At 62.4% G+C, this 21,323-nt stretch carries 25 protein-coding genes; 12 read left to right on the top strand and 13 right to left on the bottom strand.

Annotated features, from left to right (window positions below; translation table 11 throughout):
• Positions 1-115 precede the first annotated feature (115 nt).
• The 5 genes from NKJ67_RS35195 (at position 116) to pqqE (ending at position 3,468) form a co-directional block, all read left to right on the top strand.
• Positions 116-211 carry a coenzyme PQQ biosynthesis protein A gene (locus NKJ67_RS35195; protein WP_013532074.1) on the top strand — a complete coding sequence of 32 codons (96 nt, stop codon included), beginning with the start codon at positions 116-118 and terminating at the stop codon, positions 209-211.
• 152 nt (positions 212-363) lie between these two features.
• Positions 364-1,302, top strand: a complete 939-nt coding sequence (gene pqqB, locus NKJ67_RS25310) for a pyrroloquinoline quinone biosynthesis protein PqqB (protein WP_352583820.1) — start codon at positions 364-366, stop codon at positions 1,300-1,302.
• Complete coding sequence (gene pqqC / locus NKJ67_RS25305) at positions 1,299-2,057, top strand: pyrroloquinoline-quinone synthase PqqC (RefSeq protein WP_127267405.1); 759 nt, start codon at positions 1,299-1,301, stop codon at positions 2,055-2,057. Before pqqB ends, pqqC begins: the two co-directional genes overlap by 4 nt.
• Complete coding sequence (gene pqqD, locus NKJ67_RS25300; protein ID WP_352583818.1) at positions 2,054-2,350, top strand: pyrroloquinoline quinone biosynthesis peptide chaperone PqqD; 297 nt, start codon at positions 2,054-2,056, stop codon at positions 2,348-2,350. Before pqqC ends, pqqD begins: the two co-directional genes overlap by 4 nt.
• Positions 2,347-3,468: a pyrroloquinoline quinone biosynthesis protein PqqE gene (gene pqqE, locus NKJ67_RS25295; protein ID WP_352583816.1), complete on the top strand. Its 1,122-nt coding sequence runs from the start codon at positions 2,347-2,349 to the stop codon at positions 3,466-3,468. Before pqqD ends, pqqE begins: the two co-directional genes overlap by 4 nt.
• 19 nt (positions 3,469-3,487) lie before the next feature.
• Here pqqE and NKJ67_RS25290 read toward each other — a convergent pair whose 3' ends face one another.
• The 4 genes from NKJ67_RS25290 to NKJ67_RS25275 all read right to left on the bottom strand — a co-directional run bounded on the left by NKJ67_RS25290 (position 3,488) and on the right by NKJ67_RS25275 (position 7,045).
• Positions 3,488-4,042, bottom strand: a complete 555-nt coding sequence (locus NKJ67_RS25290) for a hypothetical protein (protein ID WP_352583814.1) — start codon at positions 4,040-4,042, stop codon at positions 3,488-3,490.
• A gap of 138 nt (positions 4,043-4,180) precedes the next feature.
• Positions 4,181-5,146, bottom strand: a complete 966-nt coding sequence (locus NKJ67_RS25285) for a DUF3592 domain-containing protein (protein WP_352583812.1) — start codon at positions 5,144-5,146, stop codon at positions 4,181-4,183.
• A 119-nt stretch (positions 5,147-5,265) separates the two neighbouring features.
• The gene (locus tag NKJ67_RS25280; RefSeq protein ID WP_352583810.1) at positions 5,266-5,874 is read right to left on the bottom strand and encodes a class I SAM-dependent DNA methyltransferase; all 609 of its coding nucleotides are present in this window, start codon (positions 5,872-5,874) and stop codon (positions 5,266-5,268) included.
• A 154-nt stretch (positions 5,875-6,028) separates the two neighbouring features.
• A complete protein-coding gene (locus NKJ67_RS25275) occupies positions 6,029-7,045 on the bottom strand; it encodes a glycoside hydrolase family 25 protein (RefSeq protein WP_502905240.1) in 1,017 nt (338 codons plus the stop codon).
• Between NKJ67_RS25275 and NKJ67_RS25270 the strand changes: the two genes are divergently transcribed.
• A complete protein-coding gene (locus NKJ67_RS25270) occupies positions 6,927-7,202 on the top strand; it encodes a hypothetical protein (RefSeq protein WP_352583806.1) in 276 nt (91 codons plus the stop codon). The genes NKJ67_RS25275 and NKJ67_RS25270 overlap by 119 nt on opposite strands.
• A 72-nt stretch (positions 7,203-7,274) precedes the next feature.
• Here the strand turns inward: NKJ67_RS25270 and NKJ67_RS25265 are convergent, their stop codons facing one another.
• The 6 genes from NKJ67_RS25265 to NKJ67_RS25235 form a co-directional block, all read right to left on the bottom strand.
• Positions 7,275-8,063, bottom strand: coding sequence for a phosphodiester glycosidase family protein (locus NKJ67_RS25265; protein WP_352583804.1), 789 nt, complete (start codon positions 8,061-8,063; stop codon positions 7,275-7,277).
• A gap of 71 nt (positions 8,064-8,134) precedes the next feature.
• Complete coding sequence (locus NKJ67_RS25260) at positions 8,135-9,007, bottom strand: undecaprenyl-diphosphate phosphatase (protein WP_352583802.1); 873 nt, start codon at positions 9,005-9,007, stop codon at positions 8,135-8,137.
• Between the two features lie 187 nt (positions 9,008-9,194).
• Positions 9,195-9,392, bottom strand: a complete 198-nt coding sequence (locus NKJ67_RS25255) for a hypothetical protein (protein ID WP_013532087.1) — start codon at positions 9,390-9,392, stop codon at positions 9,195-9,197.
• A gap of 390 nt (positions 9,393-9,782) precedes the next feature.
• On the bottom strand, positions 9,783-10,739 hold the full coding sequence (locus NKJ67_RS25245; RefSeq protein WP_352583800.1) for an alpha/beta fold hydrolase: 957 nt from the start codon (positions 10,737-10,739) through the stop codon (positions 9,783-9,785).
• A gap of 43 nt (positions 10,740-10,782) precedes the next feature.
• Positions 10,783-11,268, bottom strand: coding sequence for an SRPBCC family protein (locus NKJ67_RS25240; protein ID WP_352583798.1), 486 nt, complete (start codon positions 11,266-11,268; stop codon positions 10,783-10,785).
• Between the two features lie 373 nt (positions 11,269-11,641).
• Positions 11,642-11,890, bottom strand: a complete 249-nt coding sequence (locus NKJ67_RS25235; protein ID WP_127269873.1) for a ParB N-terminal domain-containing protein — start codon at positions 11,888-11,890, stop codon at positions 11,642-11,644.
• Between the two features lie 155 nt (positions 11,891-12,045).
• On the opposite strand from NKJ67_RS25235, the gene NKJ67_RS25230 reads away from it, so the two are divergent.
• From NKJ67_RS25230 to NKJ67_RS25210, 5 genes are all read left to right on the top strand, one after another.
• The gene (locus NKJ67_RS25230; protein WP_352583796.1) at positions 12,046-13,689 is read left to right on the top strand and encodes a N,N-dimethylformamidase beta subunit family domain-containing protein; all 1,644 of its coding nucleotides are present in this window, start codon (positions 12,046-12,048) and stop codon (positions 13,687-13,689) included.
• Position 13,690: 1 nt separating this feature from the next.
• Positions 13,691-15,070, top strand: a complete 1,380-nt coding sequence (locus NKJ67_RS25225) for an aminotransferase family protein (protein ID WP_352583794.1) — start codon at positions 13,691-13,693, stop codon at positions 15,068-15,070.
• A gap of 4 nt (positions 15,071-15,074) precedes the next feature.
• The gene (gene kce / locus NKJ67_RS25220; protein WP_352583792.1) at positions 15,075-16,004 is read left to right on the top strand and encodes a 3,5-dioxohexanoate:acetyl-CoA acetone transferase; all 930 of its coding nucleotides are present in this window, start codon (positions 15,075-15,077) and stop codon (positions 16,002-16,004) included.
• Positions 16,005-16,210: 206 nt separating this feature from the next.
• Positions 16,211-16,723: a GNAT family N-acetyltransferase gene (locus tag NKJ67_RS25215; protein ID WP_352583790.1), complete on the top strand. Its 513-nt coding sequence runs from the start codon at positions 16,211-16,213 to the stop codon at positions 16,721-16,723.
• On the top strand, positions 16,720-17,748 hold the full coding sequence (locus NKJ67_RS25210; protein ID WP_352583788.1) for a histone deacetylase family protein: 1,029 nt from the start codon (positions 16,720-16,722) through the stop codon (positions 17,746-17,748). Before NKJ67_RS25215 ends, NKJ67_RS25210 begins: the two co-directional genes overlap by 4 nt.
• Positions 17,749-17,766: 18 nt before the next feature.
• Here the strand turns inward: NKJ67_RS25210 and NKJ67_RS25205 are convergent, their stop codons facing one another.
• The 3 genes from NKJ67_RS25205 to NKJ67_RS25195 form a co-directional block, all read right to left on the bottom strand.
• A complete protein-coding gene (locus tag NKJ67_RS25205) occupies positions 17,767-19,035 on the bottom strand; it encodes a cysteine desulfurase-like protein (protein ID WP_352583786.1) in 1,269 nt (422 codons plus the stop codon).
• Positions 19,036-19,081: 46 nt separating this feature from the next.
• Positions 19,082-20,149 carry an aldo/keto reductase gene (locus NKJ67_RS25200; protein WP_352583784.1) on the bottom strand — a complete coding sequence of 356 codons (1,068 nt, stop codon included), beginning with the start codon at positions 20,147-20,149 and terminating at the stop codon, positions 19,082-19,084.
• Positions 20,150-20,268: 119 nt separating this feature from the next.
• Positions 20,269-20,739: a hypothetical protein gene (locus tag NKJ67_RS25195; protein ID WP_352583782.1), complete on the bottom strand. Its 471-nt coding sequence runs from the start codon at positions 20,737-20,739 to the stop codon at positions 20,269-20,271.
• A 399-nt stretch (positions 20,740-21,138) separates the two neighbouring features.
• On the opposite strand from NKJ67_RS25195, the gene NKJ67_RS25190 reads away from it, so the two are divergent.
• Entirely contained in the window at positions 21,139-21,303 is a 165-nt protein-coding gene (locus NKJ67_RS25190) for a hypothetical protein (protein ID WP_352583780.1), read from the top strand.
• Positions 21,304-21,323: the final 20 nt, after the last annotated feature.

Here is a 21,323-nt window from a genome sequence, read left to right as displayed (position 1 = left end):
ATTGTTTCATTTGTCCATTTTGAGACTTGATGGACGAGCCATTGCGTCGGTGCCCTGCAATGGTTGGCTAACGACAGAATCGGTCCCTTCGGGCTGGTATAAGAGGAGAAATGTCATGAAGAAGAACTGGAAAAAACCGACCATGTGTCAGGTTGCCGCTGGCTTCGAAATTTCACGGTATCTGCCTGCTGAAATTACTCCCAAGAAGTAGGCCGCAGAGGTGCGCGTCCCTGGCGACAGGGGCGCGCATCCCCTCGCCCCATGGATTTTCGTGAAAGATTTTGACGCACGCAAAGCGCGCGAAGCGTTTTTTGTGACTGCAAATTGCCTGCAGGTCAGAGAAGCCGGCGCGCGGGCATTTTCATGCATTTGAGGATCATCGGATCGGCGGCGGGCGGCGGCTTTCCGCAATGGAACTGCAACTACCGTCTGAGTCGTGCGGCTCGCACCGGTATGGCCGGCGTGCATTCACGAACCCAGTCAAGTGTCGCCGCCTCGGCGGACGGGTTCGGCTGGGTTCTTTTCAATGCCTCGCCCGACATTCGCCAGCAAATCGCTGCAACACCTGAACTGCAGCCTACGGGCGATGCGCCGCTGCGCTCGACGCCTATTCGCGCGGTGGTGCTGACCAACGCCGATGTCGACCATATCGCCGGACTGCTCAGCCTGCGCGAGCGGCAGCCTTTCGCCATCTATGCAACGGCGCAGGTTCTGGCGACGCTGGAGGCGAATTCGATTTTCAACGTTCTCGATCCAGCGCTTGTGCCGCGGCGCATCCTGCCGCCGGCGAAAGAATTGGCCATCTGCGACGCAGAAGGCCGCGAGACCGGCTTATTGATCGAGCCCTTTCCCGTGCCCGGGAAGATAGCACTCTATCTGGAGGATAGAGACCATCCGGATGCCAATTTCAACTCCGACGCAGGTGATACGATCGGAGTCCGAATCGCCGGCATCGGCAGCCGCGACTCCGTCTTCTATATTCCGGGCTGCGCGCGCATCGATGCGGCCTTGCGCGCGCGTCTCGCCGATGCCGCCTGTCTTCTGTTCGACGGCACGGTCTATACCGACGACGAGATGATCGTCGCCGGCGTCGGTCAGAAAACCGGCGCGCGGATGGGGCATCTGGCGATCTCGGGAGAATCGGGTTCGATCGCAGGCTTGGCCGATGTGAGGGTCGGCCGTCGCGTCTTCGTCCACATCAACAACACCAACCCCATCCTTGACGAGAATTCCGCCGAGCACGCGGCGGTCAAGGCGGCCGGCTGGGAAATCGCAAGCGACGGTATGGAGATGGAATTTTGAGCGACTTCCGCGATGCAGCCAAAGGCGGACTCTCCAAGAGCGCTCTCGAAGCCGTGCTGAGGCAGGTTGGCGCCGAGCGCTATCACAATCGCCATCCCTTTCACCACAGGATGACCAGCGGCGCATTGTCGAAGGCCGAGATAAAGGCCTGGGCGCTGAACCGCTATTGCTATCAGGCGGTCATCCCGCGCAAGGATGCCATGATACTCGTGCATGCCGAGGATCCAGCGTTTCGCGCCGCGTGGCGCAAGCGGATCGAGGATCATGACGGCGAGGACGGCTGGAGCGGCGGCATCGCGCGCTGGCTGCATCTGGCAACTTCGCTCGGCCTGGACGCCGAGGCCGTGAAGAGCGAAAGGCTGGCACTGCCGGCGACGCGCTTCGCGGTGGGCGCTTACCTTTCCTTTTGCACAAACCGGACGTTGTTCGAGGCGGTCGCGTCCTCGCTGACCGAGATGTTCTCGCCACTCATCATCGGCGAGCGGGTGCCGGCAATGCTGGCCAAATACGACTACATCACCGAGGACACGCTGGCCTATTTCAGGCAACGGCCCGAACAGGCCTCGCGTGACGCCGACTTCGCCCTCGCCTACGTGCTCAGCCATGCCGATACGGCGGAGCGCCAGCAGCAGGCAATCGATGCACTGGTGTTCAAATGCGATATACTCTGGGCCATGCTTGATGCGCTTCAACACGCCTATGGCGAGCAAGGCAACATACCGCCTGGCGCCTTCCAGCCCGAGGCAGCCCAATGATGGCGCTGCGCGAAAGAGCCGTGGTGTCGTTGCGATCGGTCCCTTCGCTGCCGAAGCACGTGCGCATACAGTACGATTCCGTGCGGCAGGCATTCGCCGTGCTTTCACCCGAAAAGATATTCTGGCCGAACGATATCAGTCTCGACATATTGCGCCGCTGCGATGGACGGTCAACGGCAGGCGACATCATTGCCGGCCTTGCCGCGGATTACGAGGCCGAGCAGGAGGCCGTGGCGACCGACGTCATCGCCTTCCTGCAGGAATGGTCGGACAAGCTGCTGGTGAGGCTATGAGCACGCCCCTCCTCCCTCCAATCGGCATGCTGGCGGAACTGACGCATCGCTGCCCGCTGCAATGTCCTTATTGCTCCAATCCGCTCGAACTGCTGAAGGCCAATCGCGAACTCGACACAGAGACCTGGCTCGCTCTATTCTCGGAGGCCGCCGATCTCGGAGTGCTCCAGGTGCATCTGTCCGGTGGCGAGCCGACACTGCGCCGCGACCTCGAGCAATTGATCGCCGGGCTTGCGGGGCGCGGCGTCTACACCAATCTGATTACCGCGGGCGTCGGCATCGTCGAGGGCCGTATCGAGGCATTTGCAGAAGCCGGTCTCGACCATCTGCAACTGAGCTTTCAGGGCGCGCGGCCGGCAACCACCGATCGCATCGGCAACCACAAGGGCGCCCACGAAAAAAAGCTGGAGACGGCACGCCGCGCACGCGCAGCCGGCTTGCCTCTTACCATCAACGCGCCGATCCATCGCCATAACATCGAGGAAGTGCCGGAATTCATCGATCTCGCCCTTGCGCTGGGCGCGGAGAGGCTCGAGATCGCCAATGTGCAGTATGCCGGCTGGGCGTTGACCAATCGCGATCAACTGATGCCCGAGCGTGAAGCGGTCGACCGGCAGGCGGAGATCGTCGCGGAGGCACAGGAGCGGTTGGCCGGCATCATCAACATCGATTTTGTGACGCCGGACTATTTCGCGATCTATCCCAAACCGTGCATGGGCGGCTGGGCGCGTGACGCCTTCATGGTGACGCCTGACGGCACCGTACTGCCCTGCCATGCCGCACAGACGATACCGTCGCTCAGCTTCGAGCGTTTCGAACCACGCAGGCTGTCCTCGATCTGGGCCGATTCGCCGGCGTTCAATGCCTTTCGCGGCACGGACTGGATGCAGGAGCCGTGCCACAGTTGTGACCGGCGCGAGATCGACTGGGGCGGTTGCCGCTGTCAGGCGATGGCGATCGCCGGCGATGCCGCTGCAACGGACCCGGCTTGCGCGAAATCGCCGATCCATGCTCGCATGGCGATGCTGATCGACGAAGCTAAGCGCATTGCCACAGCTCCTTCCAGAGAAGAAGCATTCGTCTACCGGCGGATCGGCGCCGTGACCGAATCCGCCTGACTCGGTAAGAAAGCGCTTCTCACCCCCTCGGCAAGACGCGTAGCGTCTGCTCGTCAAACAATGGCTCGTCCTGGCCGATGCGCACAAACAGCAGCCTGTGCCCCTCACCTGCCGGCACCTCGAAATACTGGATGCCGTCAGGCATTTCGCCCCAGACGCCGCAGGGTGGTTCGGGAACTTCGTCGGAACTGGCAAGCGCTTTCAGTTCTTCCGCATAGGCGGCGTCAGGGCCGAATGTGTAGCGCTTGACGCCAGCAGGCTCCGTGCCCTGCGTATAAGGCGTCAGCACACAGCGGGCGCTGACGGCCTTTTCGGTCTTTTCCAGGAAGAGGCGGCGCAAGGCAGCCTCTGCAGTTTCACCCGATATGATGTCGAACAGTTCAACGAGAGGATCGGCCGCGCCGCCATCACTGTATTTGACGGCGAGTGCATTGCCGGCGAATTCGAAATGGATCTGGCGAAAGCCGAAGTCGCAGCGTTGCGCCCAGGCGGCCAGCCCGACAGTTTTGTCCGTCAGTCTTTCCCAGACGCATTTGTCGATGGGTGGGCGCGACGGCGCCGGTTCGTCCGCCACGGCGCATATCGTCCCGGATGCAAGCAGGGCACTGGCCCCAATGATCGATCGCACGCTATTCATCGCTGCATCCTGTCAAGGTAAAGGCATCCCATCAGGAGCCGTCTGGATTGGCATTGGCGAAGTCGGCTGGCACGCTCAAACCAGCCCGAGCAGAAAGGCCGCGCCGCCGAGAAAGCCTGCCGAGCAGATCCACAGCAGCCAGAGCCCTCGTACCCGGCATTCGAGCACCGCTGAGCCGGGGTTGGCGGGGTCATAGTGCACGTCGACTTCGCTGTCTTCGACATACTGCCGTGCCTGGCCGCCGACGAGGCCGGGCAACGAAGCCGTTACGGTTCCGCCGAAGGTCACACGATCGGCGCTGTAGCGCTGGCCGGCTACGTCATAGGAGTAGACGATGCGGGATTTGAAGACGGTGCGCCAGCGGCCATAGCCTGAATGGTTTCGGAGCGCCTGCAGACCTGAAGTGTCGATGCGGCCAACCACGATCGGCCATTTTGCCGCCTGCTCCGCCAACGCTTTCTGGGCGAAACTCATGCTCAGGATGAACAAGCCCATAAAAAGCAGCAATGCCGCGGCACCGAGATTCTGCGGCTTGGGCAAATGCGGCCCGATTGCCTCCAAAACACCGCCGACGGAAAACACCAGCACAACCGCACCGATCACCAATCCTGCCGAGAGTTGGACCATGAACCTGAAGGCGCCGTCCGGCAGGGTGCGCTCGATCACCGCTTTGCTCGGATCGGCCGGATTGTAGAAGACAGTCACCTCCGCGCCACGGGGAAACTGGGCAAGGGTTTCAGCGACTTCGAAATTTCCCAAATTCTCCTTCACGCTGTAGCGCGAGCTTTGAAATTTCTTGCCGCCGACCTTGTATTCGAAGGTGATCGCCGGAAAATTGCGCATTTCGGTGGTATCGGTGCTGTCCGAACCAACGCCCGAGTTTCTCACTTCACGTGCTTCGACGCGCGAGGAAATGATTTTTCCCGGCGTCGGCAGCCAGCGGCTGAGCGCTTTCACCTCTCGCCATTTCATGAAGGTGATGAACGACAGCGCGCCCGCGACCACGCAGGCAAAGCCGACAAGCATGATCTTGAGTTCCAACTCGTCTCCCCCCAGGAGTGCAGGAACCCGCACATAGACAGCATGGCGGCGGCAATGTCTTGCTTATTCGCGAAATCTGAAAAGGCTGAGCAGCGCAAACGGCAACAGCCCACGCCGCGTCATGCAGGCTTCACGGCCAGGAACGTGTTCCATTCCTCGCTATTGCGGCCGACGTTGAAATCGTCCCTGATGAGGACCAGCCCGGCGCCTTCGAGACGGGCCGCGAAGTCGTCCCTGCGCCAGTAGACCATGTGATATTCGCCTGAAGTCTCGCCGTCGCCATTGCGCATCGAGACGAGGAAGGCGCCGCCCGGGCGCAGCGACCCGGCTATCTTGGCAAGCACCTGGTCGGTCTCGTCGTGAGGCACATGGATGAGGACGCATAGGGCCAGGACCGCGTCGTAGGGGCCGCCGAGATCATCGGTGATGAGATCGAGCAACTCGCCATGCTTGCCACGCGCGGCCTGCAGTTCCAGAAACCGTTTGGTCGCGTCGGTGCGCCGCACCGTGACGCCCAAAGTCTCCAGAAAATCCGCGTCGTATCCAGCTCCGGATCCGACTTCCAAAATCCGGCCGCCTGCACCGGCGATTGCCACCAGGCGCTTCAGCGATGCCTGCTCTCTCTCATTGGGAACATGGCGCACGATGGCATCATATTGTTCCGCATAATCCTCGTAAGCGCTGATCGTTTGACGGTTCTGTGCCAGAGCCTCCGATGACACACCCATCTTTTCCTCCCATGCGTCCTTGTCGGTCAAAGAGCCGGACACTTTGCTCAGCGAATGCTGCCGGCGGAAGCGTGTCCATCGAGCGGTCCGATATCGCGCTTGCCCAGACCGCGGGCATCAGGCAGAGCGAAGCGCGCCGGGACTGACGACTGTCTCAGTTGGCGTCGGCTACCGTCTGCCCGCCGCCGGCCCAGGCGCGCCATTGCCGTTCGTCGCCTTGGAAGACATTGAGGTCTATACGGCCGGTGACGCCGTGCGACAGGCCGGAGCCGGAATACTGCCAGAACAGCCATTTGCGGCCGGGATAGACCTTTGACGGATGCTGGGCCACGGCACGCAGCCAGAACGGGTAATCGAGGAATTCGCCCCTGAGATTGTCGCGGTAGAAATCGGGCGCGGTGTAGATGATGGGACGTTGGCCGTAATGCCGCTCCAGCTTGTCCATGAACACCTGCATCTTTTCCAGCACCTTTTCGCGCGATGGCCGCCGCTTGCAGCTTGACTCGCCGTTCCACTCGACGTCGATCACCGGCGGCAGTGCGCCTTCGACCCTGGGCACGTTGCGGATAAACCAGTCCGCCTGCTCGCCGGCCGTGCGGCACCAGTAGAAGAAATGGTAGGCGCCGCGCTTCAAGCCGGCGGCGTCGGCGTTGCGCCAGTTTTTCATGAACATCGGATCGAGGTGGTCGCCGCCGTCGGTCGCCTTGATGTAGGCGAAGTTGGCGCCCTGGGCGCGCAATTTGTCCCAGTTCACGTTGCCTTGCCAACGCGAGACGTCGACGCCGTGCACGGCAAGGCGGCGAGGCGAAGCCTTGCCGAAATTGATCGGCTTGGCATCACGAAAACCGTAACGGGTGAGCGGCCCGGCAAGCATGGCCGGTGCCGCGCGGGTCAACAGCTTGGGCGGCGACACCAAGGCTGCCGGCTCGACCGGCAGCCCGCCGACATCAGGCACTTGGGGATCAGGCACATCAGGTGCGGCAAACACCCCCGTCTCTTCCTCCTCCGCCAAACCAAACGGGCGCGTTTTTTCCCCCGGACCGTTGTCAGACATGGGAGCCAATCCGGCCCTTGCCGCCCTGTTACCCCTTGCCTCCGGCACAGCGGCGATCGGTGCCGGCGGCCGGATCACGGAACTGGTGGTCTCGTTGGACGGTTTCTGTAAATCCAGCGCGTCGACGCCTGATGTCGACGAGCAGCCGGCAAGGCATAGCGACACGATCAAGAAACTGACGACGCCCGGAATCCGCATCTGGACCTGTACTCAAAACACAACAGACCGAGGGCAAAACGACAGCCGACGGACAAACCGGATCAGTTATGAATGAGAAATTACCAATAAAGTTTGAATCAAGTTTTTTTCGCCCATACCGCGTGCGGGTAAGCGCGATGGAAACCGGCTAGGATTTTTTGAAAACGCCGATCATCGGCCCGAGATTCCAGTAGTCGTCTTTGCGGCCGATGCCAGGCGCAAACAAGCTTGATATCGTGCCGTCGAGGAACAGCGCGTTGTCGCAGCCGAGCGCATCGCGGAACAGACGGGCGAAGGCATGGAAGGTCACCGTGCCATTCGAAATCGCAAAGACCGCGACGCCATCCTTTCGCACCCCGACACCGTCGCGGGTCTTTCGCGAGGTGCCGTCGGCCTGGAATTTCGGATGCAGCTTGCCGTCGATCACCAGCATCGGCCCCGATTGCGTCGCATAGTCGACGCTCGGGCGTCTCTTCACGAAATCCCGAGTGGCACGGACCGCGGCCTTGCCGTCGCGCATGTAGAAAATGCCGTTCGGCTGCAGGGAAAAATTGCCGCTTCCCGAACCCGTTTTCACCGAGGCCATCTCCTGGCCACGCTCGACATAGAGGCCGACCGGCGCGAGGTTCGGGTGATACATGCCGGCATTGATGCCGAACAACATCGTGCGCCCGATCGCCTGTTGCGCGGCATGCAGATTGTGCAGCGACTGAAACGGCTTGCCCGCCGCATCCTTCCAGAACAGCTCGAGCTGATATCGTTTTGGATCGACCTCGCAAACGAGATAGCTGGTCGCCTCGAAGGTGAAGTCCCGGCATGGCGGCAGTGAAGCGGCCCACTGGCCAAATCCCATGCCAAATGCCGCCACCGACGGCAGTGCGCCCTTGGCCAACGCCAGCAGCAACGGCAGTGATTGCAGGAGGGTCAAAAAATCCATGTGCGTACCGGAATCGAAGTTCGAGGTCCGGTACGGATATAGCCCGTTTCAAGCGATACTGTGGAACTGCCTTAGACGAGCCATCCCATCGCCACGCCCAGCAGCAGGACGACACCGAGCAGGCCCCGATAGATGACGAACGGCCAGGCCGAGAAACGCTCCAGCACGTGCATCAGCCCCCATATGGCGAAGAAGGCGGACATCGAGGCGACGACCAGCCCGACGGCAAGGACCGACCAGCCATGGGCGTCGAGATGGACCTTGTGCAGTTCCCAGAGTTCCTTGAGGCCGGCGAGTGCGATCGCCGGCAAACCGAGCAGGAACGAGAAGCGCGCCGCCTCGGCCCGCTTGAAGCCGAGCCCCAGTGCCGCCGTCAGGGTCGAGCCCGAGCGCGAGACGCCGGGGACAAGCGCACCGATCTGGGCGACGCCGACGAGCAGCGCATCGGTCAGCGACGCACCGCCCATGCTGCGCCGATGACTGGCAAAGATCTCGGCCAGCGCCAGCAGGATCGCCATGGCGATGCAGGCCCAGCCGATCACCGTCAGGCTGCGTAGCGGCGAATTGCAGGCGTTGAGCACGCCCGATAACGCAACGCCGGCGATGACGATGGGGATCGTCGCCAGCACGATCCAGAGCGCCAGCTTGAAATGACGGTCGGCGAAATCGCGTCGCGCCACAGCGTCGAGCGACCCAAACAGGATATCCCTGACGTCGCTCCAGAAATAGCTGACCACCGCGGCAAGGGCAGCAAGCTGCATGGCGGCGGAGAAGGCGGAGCCGGGATCCTGCCAGCCGAGAACGGCCGGCACGATGCGCATATGGGCGGTCGAGGAAATCGGCAACAGTTCGGTGATGCCTTGCACCACGCCGAGGAACGCCACCTTGGCGAATCCCAGGCCGACGAAGCCCGTATCCAGGCCTTGTGTGCAGATATCGGCCAAAATCGAATTCCGTGCATGAGAGATCGGAGTTGCGTGGACCGACCAACGGTCAATCCCGGGCAAGCCTTATCGTCATGGGCCGGATAATCAATTTACGGATTTGTAAGCTGGCACGTCGAGGTGCACGCCTTTCGAAAACCGGCCCACCTTGGGCCGGCTTGAGGTACACAGTGAAATCGCCAAGCGACTACGGGCAGAGCCAGAGTTTCTGGCATGTCCTGGCGATCACATGCGCCGGCGGCACTTCGGGCTCATCGGTCGAAGGCCGGCGAGCCCGTTCGAGCAGCATACGCACCTGTTCGGGGCGCACACGATCGCGCTCCATCACAAGCAGGACCATCGGATCGCTCAAAAGCTCGTCCAGGGTGCTGATGCTGTCGTTCATCCGTCGTCTCCTCGAATGCCGTACCCGCGACCCTTAAATAGGACGACAAAGATGGCTCGCCAATGACGCTTTGCCGGCTATCTCGTGTCGATTTGGATTAAATTTTGGCCATGCTTGCGCTCTTCCTTCTCTCCCTGGCGCAGCGCGTCGATCCACCTTCTTCCACAATAAGGGGCGAAGGGAAAAATTAGCCTGGCGGAGGGGCGCCTTCGTATTTCGGCAGGCTGTCATCGAGCACCACCCAGGGCTGCTTCGAGGCCGTGAAAATATGCATTTGCGGCTTGAAAACCGTGGGATCGTCAGCGAACCGGTGGTGAAGCCATGACGCCGAAAGCCGTCATGGCTGCCATGGAATGCCGGCGGCCTGCCAACAGCCGGCGGCTTTGGCGTTCACTCCGTTTCGCCGACGACCTCGTCCCAGGTCTTGACCTTGGTCTGGCCGTTGAGGAACGGCAGCGCTGCGGCCGTCAGCTCCGGCGCGAAGAAGGTATCGTAGTGGGTGCGGTTGGGCAGGATCGCCAGGCGGTTCTGCGACAGGTTCTCGCGCATCCAGCCGGCGTCCTTCAGCCCGCCGCCGAGCATCTGATAGAACTTGATCTCGTGTTCGGGCTTGTACATATCGCTGTCGCCATAGACCAGCATGACCGGCATCTTCAGCTTGGCGACGTCGGCCGAGTAATCGCGGTTCTGACGCATGAAGCCGCCCAGCGCATCGAGGAGCTTCGGGAACTCCTCAGGATGCGGCGCCACGGCGACGTAGGATTTGTACATCGGCGTGTCCTTCATGAACTCAGCCGCGGCCGCGCTCACCTGTGCCTGCTGGGGACGCATCTCGTCATAGAAGCCGTCCGTGGCGTAGCCCGTCGATACCAGGACGAGGCGGCGTACCGCTTCGGGATGCTGGACGGCCATGCGGAAGGCGACGCCGCCGCCCAGCGAGTAGCCCATGAGATCGACCTGATCGTAACCGAGCGCCTTGACGATGGCGGCCATGTCGTCGCCCATCGCCTCCACGGTGAATGGGCGGTCGCCCAGCGCGGTGCGACCGTGACCCTGCAGGTCGACGCCGATGACGGTGCGGTTTTCGGCAAGTTTCGGCAGGATCGGCGCGAACATATTCGTGGTGCCGAGACCGCCATGCAGCAGAAGCAGCGGCTCGCCCTTGCCATAGATGGCATAATAATAATTCAGGCCGTTGATCGGCAGCAGGCCGGACTTTTCCGGCTTCGGCAGTGCGTTCGTCTCAGTCGTCATGGCGGGTTTTGTCTCCTCCGCATTGGTGGTGCCTGGGCAGCCAACGAGCGCTGCAACCGAAGCAAGAATGGCGAAAAACAGGGTTTTGGACATATCGATCTCCTCTCGTCATGCCGGTATCAGAGCGTCATGCGGATCAAAGCGTTTTGGCGAGTTCTTCGAGCTGGTCGGCGCACTGTCCCCAACCCTCGTGGAAACCCATCTTCTCATGCTGTTCGCGGTCGGCGACGCTCCAGTGCCTGACCCGAGCGATGTAGCGGGTCTTGCCGTTGCCCTCGTCCTCGAAGGTCAGCGCGACGGTCATGAACGGCTTTTCCGAAGGCTGCCAAGCCTCTGTGTAGGCGTCGGTGAGGACGATCTTCCTGCCGGGAACGACTTCGAGGAAGACACCCGGGTTGGGGAATTCGTTGCCGTCCGGGCTAGCCATGATGACAAGGCTCGAGCCGCCGGTGCGCACATCCATCTCGGCGCGCGGCGTCGTCCACGGCTTTGGCGAGAACCACTGCGTCACCAGGTTCGGGTCGGTCCAGCAGCGATAGACGTTCTCGCGCGGTGCATCGATGATGCGGGCGAGAACCAGTTCACGGTCATTGGTGGGGGCGATGTCGAGCTTGATGGTCATGATGGCGTCCTGCGTTTGATCTGGCTTCCGTCCCAAGGACGAGCCGATGAACCGCAAACCGACATCGGCCAGTGAAAAAATGTCGGCACCGTCTCGATGGGCCCAAGGCGTTCCCCACCTTCGTCATCCACGGGCGGAGCAGGAGCGGAGCTCCGTCGCGGAGACCCGAGGATCCATGCCGCGACCGTTGTCGAGGAATGCAGCGGAGCAAGAATTCCGCACCGTCGTGACGCGTTGGAGTCGCGGCATGGATCCTCGGGTCTGCGCCGCGTCGCTGCGCTCCTTGCTCCGCCCGTGGATGACGAAGCGATCAGGGTTCGAGCCAATCGCCAAGGCATTCGATAAAAACTTCTGCGCCGAGAAACTCGATGCGTCAGTGGCGCTTGGCTTGCACCAGATAAGCCTCGATCTCGGTCTCGCCGAGCCACCTTGCCGCCTCCAGCCGGTGCAGGCCTTCGACGAGGATGTGGCGCTTGCCGTCATGGCGGACCTGGATCGGCGTCTTCATGCCGTTTTCCAAAATGTCCTCGGCCAGATGGCGAACGGTCTCGGGATGCAGCGTCTTCTTGCGCGCCGTCGGCACGTAGATCTCGTCGACCTTGACCTTTTGCACTCTGAGCATTCCGACCCCCGTGGCGGAAACGCCGCCTCCCCTGAGATAGTCCGTTTGATGGAGGCGGCCAAGGGTGCGGCTAGCGAATGCTGGCCCGATCGTTTCTATTTGACGCGTGACCGGCAGATCGCCGAAATGGCGGCCCTCGACCTTTTCAGGTGTTCATGACCCATCTGCCGACCGAATTCCCCGATTTCGGACTGACGCCGGAGCAGCGCCGCCACGCGGTGCGTGGCCATTATTACGAATGGCCGGGGATGGATGGCGAGCGCGGCGAGATCTGGTGCTACAGCGACCGGTTTTCCTATCGCGCCGGCGAAACGGTGGCGTTGCATGTCAGTTCGACAGCTCCGAACTTCGGCATGACAATCACCCGGGATGGCGGCAGCGAGACCAAAGTGTTCGAAAAATCGGGCATCGCGGCACGCCGGCAGGACACACCCGACCAGTGTTCGGCTGAAGGCTGCGGCTGGGACGCATCCTTCGAATTTCGCGTCGGGGCGGACTGGCCGTCCTGCGCCTATCGGGTCACGCTGACCGCCGACGGGCGCGACGGCAAGCCGATCCAATGCCACCATATTTTTATCGTCAGCCCGCAGCCGGGCCGTAAACCCGGCCGTGTGCTGCAGGTGGCGGCGACGGGCACCTGGCTGGCCTACAACACCTGGGGCGGTTCCAACCACTACCAGGGCATTACCGGGCCGGACCGCAACCAATACTCGCCCATCGTGTCGACACAGCGCCCCTGGTGCCGTGGCTTCGTCGTGCTGCCGAAAGATGCGCCGCGCGTGCCGCTGGAAGTCGCCGTACCGCCCAAGACGATCCCGCGCTATCCGCACATGGAATGGGCGCTCGCCACAGGCCATTCGAAAAAGTACGCCTCGTCGGGTTGGGCCAGCTATGACAGCCATTTCTTCCGCTTTGCCGAGCGAGCCGGCTATCAAGTCGATCTCGCCAGCCAGCACGATCTGCATTTTTCGCCGGAAATTCTCGACGGCTACGACTGCGCCGTCTTCGTCGGCCACGACGAATATTGGACCTGGGAAATGCGCGATGCCGTCGACGCCTATGTCGAGCGCGGTGGTCATGCGGCGCGCTTTGCCGGCAATTTCATGTGGCAGACGCGGCTGGAAGACGAGGCCCGCCGGCAGGTCTGCTACAAATATCGCTCGCGTGCCGAAGACCCCGCCTATCTCCCAGGCGGCGACATCACCCGCGCCACCAACTCCTGGGAAGCGCCGGAAATCGGCCGACCGGGTTCGGCGACCTTCGGGCTCAACGCCACGCGCGGGGTCTATACCGGTTGGGGCGGCTGCGCGCCGCGCGGCGTGCGTGGTTTTCCGGTCTACCGTCCCGAGCACTGGGCCTTTGCCGGCACCGGCATCTACTATGGTGACCTGTTGGGGGCCGACAGCCATGTCTATGGCTATGAGGTCGACGGGCTCGACTTCGAGATACTCGGCGGCCTGCCCTACCCGACCGCTACCAGCGGCGCGCCAGACGGCTTGCAGGTTCTCGCCGTCGGCATGGCATCCCAGGTTGAGGAAAGCGCCGATATCCCGATCGAGGACCAGTTCCTCACCGACGAGGACGGCCGCTTCACCGCCGAGACGCTGTTCGGCGAGGCGAGCGACGCCAATCTGGAAAAGGTCAAACGCGGCAACGGCATGATCGTCAATTTCCCGCGCGGCAAGGGCGAGGTGTTCCACGCCGGAAGCTGCGAATGGGTCGCCGGCCTGCTAAGACAGGACCCGATGGTCGAACGCGTCACCAAAAATGTCCTCGATCGTTATCTCGGAAAGCCCTGACATGTCGAAAGTCCAGACCGCCGCGCAAGCCACCGACGCCCGGCGAGACTCGCATCTGTTCTATCTGTCCAGCCTGCGCCGGCCGCTGATCGACCGCGCCGAGGGCATCTATATGTGGACGCAGGACGGCCGCCGCTTCATCGACGGCTCGAGCGGCCCGATGGTCGCCAATATCGGCCACTCCAACCGCAACGTGCTCGATGCCATGAAGCGGCAGATGGACCGCGCCACCTTTGCCTATCGGCTGCATTTCGAGAACCAGCCGGCCGAGGAACTGGCACGCGAACTGGCCGGCAAGCTGCCGGAAGGCATGGACCGCATCTTCTTCGTCTCGGGCGGCTCGGAAGCGACGGAATCCTGCATCAAGCTGGCGCGGCAATGGGCCGTCGCCACCGGCCAGGCCAGCCGCTGGAAGGTGATCACCCGCTTCCCCTCCTATCATGGCGGCACGCTGGGTTCGCTCTCGGTCACCGGCGACGATGCGCTGGCCGAAACGTTCGAGCCGATGATGCGGGCTATGCCGACCGTGCCGGCGCCGAATGCCTGGCGCGACCGCGACAATCTCTCGATGGAACAGCGCGGCATCCGCTATGCCGACATGCTGGAGGAGAAGATTCTTGCGGAAGGTCCAGACAGCGTGGTCGCTTTCATCATGGAGCCGATCGGCGGTGCGGCGACCGCGGCACTGGTCGCGCCGGACAGCTATTATCCGCGCATCCGCGAGATCTGCGACCGCTACGGCATCCTGCTCATCCACGACGAGGTGATGAGCGGCGCCGGCCGCACCGGCAAATTCCTCGGCGGCGACCACTGGAACTGCAAGCCCGACATCGTCGCGCTGTCGAAGGGGCTGGGTTCGGGCTATGCGCCGCTTGGCGCGCTCGCCGCCCCGATGCGGCTGGTGCAGCCGCTGCTTGACTCCGGCGGCTTCCAGCACGGCCACACCTATGCCGGCAATCCGCTGGCCTGCGCCGCCGGGCTTGCCGTGCTCGGTGAAATGGACCGGCTTGGCCTGATCGCCAATGCGGCCGCCATGGGCGACGTGCTGATGGACGGACTGAAGGGGCTGGCGAAGCGGTTTCCGTTCATCGCCGACGTGCGCGGCAAGGGCCTGCTCACCGGCGCCCAGATGGTCGCCGATCCAGAGACCCTGAGGCCGATCGACCAGAACAAGAAAGCCACGCAGCGGCTGCTCGACCTCGCCTATGAACGTGGGCTGATCATCTATGGCCGCAGGGTCAAGGGCGGCGTCGACGGCGACAATTTCATGGTCGCGCCGCCGATGATCGTCACCAGGGAACAAGTCGGCGAGATCGTCTCCATCATCGGCGACTCGCTGGAGGTTCTCGCCTCCGAGCTCGACCTGCCGGTCGAAGGGTAAAAGAATGGGCCCGAGAAAAGTCATCATCACCTGCGCCGTCACCGGCTCGGTGCACACGCCGTCGATGTCGCCCTATCTGCCGGTGACGCCGGACGAGATCGCCGCCGACGCGATCGCGGCCGCCGAAGCTGGTGCTTCGATCCTGCATCTGCACGCCCGCGACCCGAGGGATGGCCGCCCGACCGCCGATCCGGACGTCTACATGCAGTTCCTGCCGCGCATCAAACAGGCGACCGATGCGGTGATCAACATCACCACCGGCGGCTCGTCGCTGATGACGCTGGATCAGCGGCTGGCAGCACCGCTGCGGGCCGAACCCGAAATGTGCTCGCTCAACATGGGTTCGATGAATTTCGCGCTGTTTCCCATGCTCGACAAGCCAAGGGAGTGGCAGCACGAATGGGAGCCGAAGCTGCTGGAAGCGACGCGGGACACCATCTTCAAGAACACCTTCGCCGATATGGAAGGCGTGCTGGAAAGACTGGGCAAGGGCTGCGGCACGCGCTTCGAATTCGAATGCTACGATGTCGGCCATCTCTACTCGCTGGCGCATTTCCGCGACCGCGGACTGGTGTCGGGGCCGCTGTTCATCCAGTTCGTGCTGGGCATATTGGGCGGCATCGGCGCCGACCCGGACAATCTCGTCCATATGAAGCGCATCGCCGACAAGCTGTTCGGCGACAGCTACCAGTTCTCGGTGCTGGCCGCCGGCCGCCAGCAGATGCCGCTGATCTCGATCGCCGCGGCCATGGGCGGCAATGTTCGCGTCGGGCTGGAAGACAGTCTCCATGACGGCCGCCAGCTGGCGAAATCCAATGCCGACCAGGTGCGCCGTATCCGTGGCATTCTCGACGGGCTCTCGCTGGAGGTTGCCACGCCCACCGAAGCGCGCGACATGCTGGCGCTGAAGGGTGGCGACCGGGTGGCGTTTTGAGATGTGATTGAGATGGTAGCGTCCAGTCCCACCCCCCTCTGTCCTGCCGGACATCTCCCCCTCCAGGGGGGAGATTGGCAGCTTCTATCTCGCCGTCCATCCTACAACGCAGATGATTGGCGAAAGCCGTGGCAATATCCGATCTCCCCCCTTGAGGGGGAGATGGCCGGCAGGCCAGAGGGGCGCGCCCGGGCGCCGGACCTCCAATGATTGCCTCGCCCAAAATCCGCCTCCGTCCCGGCACCATCGAAGACGTCGAAACGATCCACGCGGCCATCCTGAAACTCGGCACCCACATCGGCGCGCCAGAGGAGATCATCTCGACTCCAGACGACCTCCGCACCTACGGCTTTGGCGAGAAACCCGCTTTCTCGACCCTGATCGCCGAAGTCGGCGGCGAATTTGCCGGTCTCTGCCTGCATTTCCCGATCTTTTCGACTTGGATGGGTCGGCCTGGCGTCTATGTGCAGGACCTCTATGTCGAGGATCGTTTTCGCGGCCGCAAGATTGGCGAGCGGCTGCTGCGGCACGTCGCGGCGCAGTGCCGGAGAGAAGGCGGCGTTTATCTCCGACTATCCGTCGACACCGACAATGAGGGCGCCAAGGCGTTTTATGAAAGGCTGGGTATCGCCTGGTCGAGCTATGAGCAGACGCAGAAGATCATCAGCGAGGCCTTTTTTGCGTTCGCCGATGCGCCGGAAAACGGGGATCAGGAATGAAAGCCTTCTATGCCGAGGAACAGAAGCGCCATGACCCCAAGGCCTTTCTTTCGAGCGGTGCTGCACAGCCCAATCCGGAAAAACCGGAGCGCGTCGAAAGATTGTTAGCCGGCGCAAAATCTGCCGGCTGCACGATCGAGCGACCGCGCAATCATGGGCTCGGCCCGGTCGCGGCGGTGCACACGCCCGAATATCTCGATTTCCTCGAGCACATCTACACGCGTTGGCAGCGCATCGACGGCGCGTCGGCTGAAGTGATCCCCAACATCCATCCGATCGCCCGCACCGGCTCCTATCCGGCCTCGGCGGTCGGCCAGGCCGGCTATCATATGGCCGACACCGCTTGCCCGATCTCGGGCGAAACATGGCAGAGCGCGCTGTGGAGCGCCTGGAGCGCGGTCGAAGCGGCCGAGGCGGTGATGTCAGGCGCGCGGACCGCCTACGCGCTGTGCCGCCCGCCCGGCCACCATGCCTTTGCCGATGTCGCCGGCGGCTTCTGCTTCATCAACAATTCGGCGGTCGCCGCACAGACCTTGCGCAGGACGGCGTCGCGAGTGGCGATCCTCGATGTCGACCTGCATCACGGCAATGGCACGCAAGGCATCTTTTATGCCCGTCCGGATGTGCTGACCGTCTCGCTGCATGCCGATCCCGTGCGCTTCTATCCGTTCTTCTGGGGCCACGCCGACGAGCGCGGCGAAGGGCCTGGCCTCGGCTACAATTTCAATCTGCCCCTGCCGCGCAAATCCGCCGACGCGGCGTTTCTAGAAGCACTCGAGGTGGCGTTCCAGCGCATCCGTGCCTTTTCGCCCGACGCGCTGGTCGTGGCGCTAGGCCTCGACGCGTTCGAGGGCGATCCGTTCGGCGGACTTTCAGTGACGACGCCTGGCTTCTCGCGCATCGGCGAGGCCATCGCAAAGCTCGGCCTGCCGACGGTCATCGTCCAGGAGGGCGGCTATCTCTGCGACGAACTCGGCGACAATCTCACCGCGTTCCTCACCGGCTTCGGCGGCAAGACGCGGTGATGTCGTTGTAACAGCGCGTCAGGAGCGCTGCTGCCTGAGCATGGCGATGACCCGATGCACGCTCTCCAGCGTCTCGTCGATTTCGGCAGAGGTGTTGTAGTGGGCGATGCCGATGCGCACGACGCCATGCTCGGCCAGAATGCCGAGCTGGTGGACGATCTCCCAGGCGTAGTTGTGGCCTGACCACAGGAAGATGTTTTCGGCGTTCATCTGCCGCACTATCGTTTCCGGCACGATGCCGTCGACGGTGAAGGACACAGTCGGCACGCGCTCGCTAACCCGCTTCGGATCCGTGATGCCATGGATGGTCAGGCCCGGAATGTCCGACAGGCCGTCGATCAACCTTTGCGCCAGCGGGTTTTCGTAGGCGATCGACACCTCGAACGCCTTGGCAATCTTCCGCCTTCTTGAACCGCCCTCGCCCGCCGCGGCGCCGAGGTCGGCAAAGTAGTCGACCGCGGCCGTGAGACCGGCCATCAACTCGATCTGCGGCGTGCCCAGTTCGAACCGCTCCGGCAGCCCATTCGACGAACAGCGGCATTTGTAGGGGTTCAGGCCATCGATGACGTCGCGCCGGCCCCACAAAATGCCCATATGCGGGCCGAAGAATTTGTAGGCCGAGCAGATCAGGAAATCGCAGCCAAGCTCCTGCACGTCGATCAAGCCGTGCGGCGCGAACTGCACGGCATCGACATAGACCAGGGCACCGGCATTGCTGGCGATCGCAGTCAGCGCCTTCACCCGGTTGATCGAGCCGGTCAGGTTGCTGGCATAGTTCAACGCGACCAGTCGCGTCTTGTCCGAAAGCAGGCTAGCCAGCGTCGCCTCTTCGACCTGCCAGCTCTTTTCGTCGAACGGCAGCCAGCGCACGACGAGCCCGAGGTCCTCGGCCAGTTGCAGCCAGGGCGAGACGTTGCCCTCGTGGTCCATGCGGGTGAGGATGATCTCGTCGCCCGGCTGCATCGTACGGCCGAGCGTGCGCGACATGTGATAGGTCAGCGTCGTCATATTGGCGCCGATGATGATTTCCTCGGGGCTCGCGGCGCCAAGGAAATCGGCCATTGCTTGATGCGCCTCATCGACGACGGCCTGCGCGGCAATCGTCGTTTCGAAATAGCCGCCAAGGTTGGCGTTGGTGGTCAAAAGGCAGCGCGACACGGCGTCCGCGACGGCTTGAGGCACCTGCGTGCCGGCCGGATTGTCGAGATAGATGCGCCGCCGCTCCTTGTCGGTCAGGGAGAGAGCCGGAAACCTTCCACGCACTGCCTCAATCGGGAAATCCACCATTGTCTCCACCCCTCTGTTATTCCTGGGTAATTCTGCCCCAAACCAATCAAGGACAGGGATTGCCGACCCGTTGATGGATCGCATCCACCGCTTTCTGCATCTCTTCGGTCCAGACAACTTCCACGGAAGACAGCGCTAGGTCGAGTTGCGAAATGGTCGTCGCGCCGATGATGTTCGAGGTGACGAAGGGCCGGCTTGAGACATACGCATTGGCAAACAATGCCGGCTCCAGGCCAAAGGAGCGCGCCAGCTCATTGTATTCGAGCTGCACTTGCGCCGCGTTGGGCGTCTCATAGCGCTGGCCACGATTGAACAGCTGCGAGCGCGACCCTTGCGGGCGCGCGCCATGATCGTATTTGCCGGTCAGATAACCCTGTGCCAGCGGCGAATAGGGGAGCAACGACACCTGCTCGCGCTCGCAGACTTCGGCGAGGTTCACCTCGAAGGTGCGGTTGACGAGGTTGTAGGCGTTCTGGATCGACGCGACGCGGGGGCCAATACCCTTGTCAGCCTCGGCAAGGAAACGCATCACGCCCCAGGAACTCTCGTTCGACAGCCCAAAATGGCGGATCTTTCCCGCCTTCACCAGTTCGTCGAACACGGCAAGTGTCTCGGCGATCGGTGTTTCGTCGGCCGGTGCGCCGACAGAATCGGCGCGCGGCGATACAGCACCGACGCGCGTCGGATTGGCGCCCCAGGGAATGTCCCGTTCCGGCCAGTGGATCTGGTAGAGGTCGAGATAGTCGGTGCCGAGCTTGGCCAGCGACTTGTCGATGGCGTCAAAGATATCGGCGCGCACCAGTTGCGACGGCCTGTCGCCGCGAAACCAGCTGTTGGCCGTACGCCCGACGACCTTGGAGGCCAGGATCACCTTGTCACGATTGCGGTTGACCTTCATCCAGCTGCCGATGATCTTTTCGGTCCGCCCTTGCGTCTCCGCCTTGGGCGGGATCGGGTAGAGTTCGGCGGTGTCGATGAAATTGACGCCGCGCGAGAAGGCGAGGTCCATCTGGGCGTGGCCCTCCGCCTCGGTGTTCTGCTGGCCCCAGGTCATGGAGCCCAGGCAGATCTGGGTAACAAGAAGATCGGTCCGACCGAGACGGCGTTTGTGCATGGAATTCTGCTCCGGAGGGAAAGCGTGCGCGGCTGCGTGGGAAGGAGGCCGCATCTATAGGGAAAGCAGAGCCGCTCTCCAAGCCTCGCCAGACCGACTTTTGCGTGAACCAGCGGCGTTTAGCGGCGAGCGCCGGCCACCGCGCGCCGCTTGGCCTCGTCGATCAGCATGTTGGCCACCTGCATGCGGATCATGGCGCGCTGGCGCAGATGCGGGGCGACACGGTCGGGATGGTTGGCAAAGGCAAAGCTGCGGCGCATGCGGCCGAAATCGGCGATTTGCTTGGGCTGATTGAGGCCAAGTTCGACCGCGATGGATTCCGGATCGATCGGCGGCAGCTTTTCCTCGGGCTTTGGCTCCTCGCCGGCCAGAGCCAGTTTGGCATGATCGAGCAAGGCGGCGAATTCGGTCGCCAGATCGGCGCCAGCCTCGCGATATTCGGTGGCGGAAACCTTGATGCGTCCGGAATGGAGTTCATCGACCACCGAGAGATAGTCGAACGGGATGGATGGACGAGCGCTAGCCTCCTCAATCCCGTCTCCCCCAATTCCGTCACCCTTGTCGGGAGCGACGAAGAGGTCGTCGAGCAACGAAGCGAAATCCCGCTTGGCGCCAGTAGCGATGTCAGCCTCCCCCTTGCCCGACCGTGCAAGCTTCAGAGCATAGAACCGGCTCGTTAAAAATGCATGCCACCGATCTTAACGAATTTAGCCGTTGGGCGGGTTCGCCGCTTCAACCTCCTCAACCCCAAAACAAAAAGCCGGACTGCACTTTCATGCAGTCCGGAATTCGCCAGGAGTGGCGAGGAAAAACCGGCCATGTGGCCAGCATTCGAGCCTACGGTCCGCGCCGCGCAAAAGTTTCACCCGGTTGCAGAAATATGGCCGAGGAAATCGACAGGACATGGCAGGCATGCAAATGCTGCACTGCACAATTGTCACGATTCACTTATATTGGCTGGCGTGGAGGACCAATCTGGAGCCTGAATCATGGGTTTCTTCACTGAAATGTTCGCCCGGCCGCGCCCGCAGGAACATCTGAAATATCGTGCGGCGCTCGCATTGCTTCATTCGATGAGCAATGCCGACCGCGCCGATATCGGTATCAAGCCCGCCGACTTTCCACGCATTGCCCGCGAAATGTCCATTCGTTAGGCGTATACCGTCCGTTAGGC

Origin of the sequence: Mesorhizobium sp. M0088 (assembly GCF_040322895.1) — a bacterium.
Lineage (GTDB): Bacteria > Pseudomonadota > Alphaproteobacteria > Rhizobiales > Rhizobiaceae > Mesorhizobium.
Note: the sequence above shows the minus strand (reverse complement) of the source record. Positions and strands in the feature narration are given on the sequence as shown.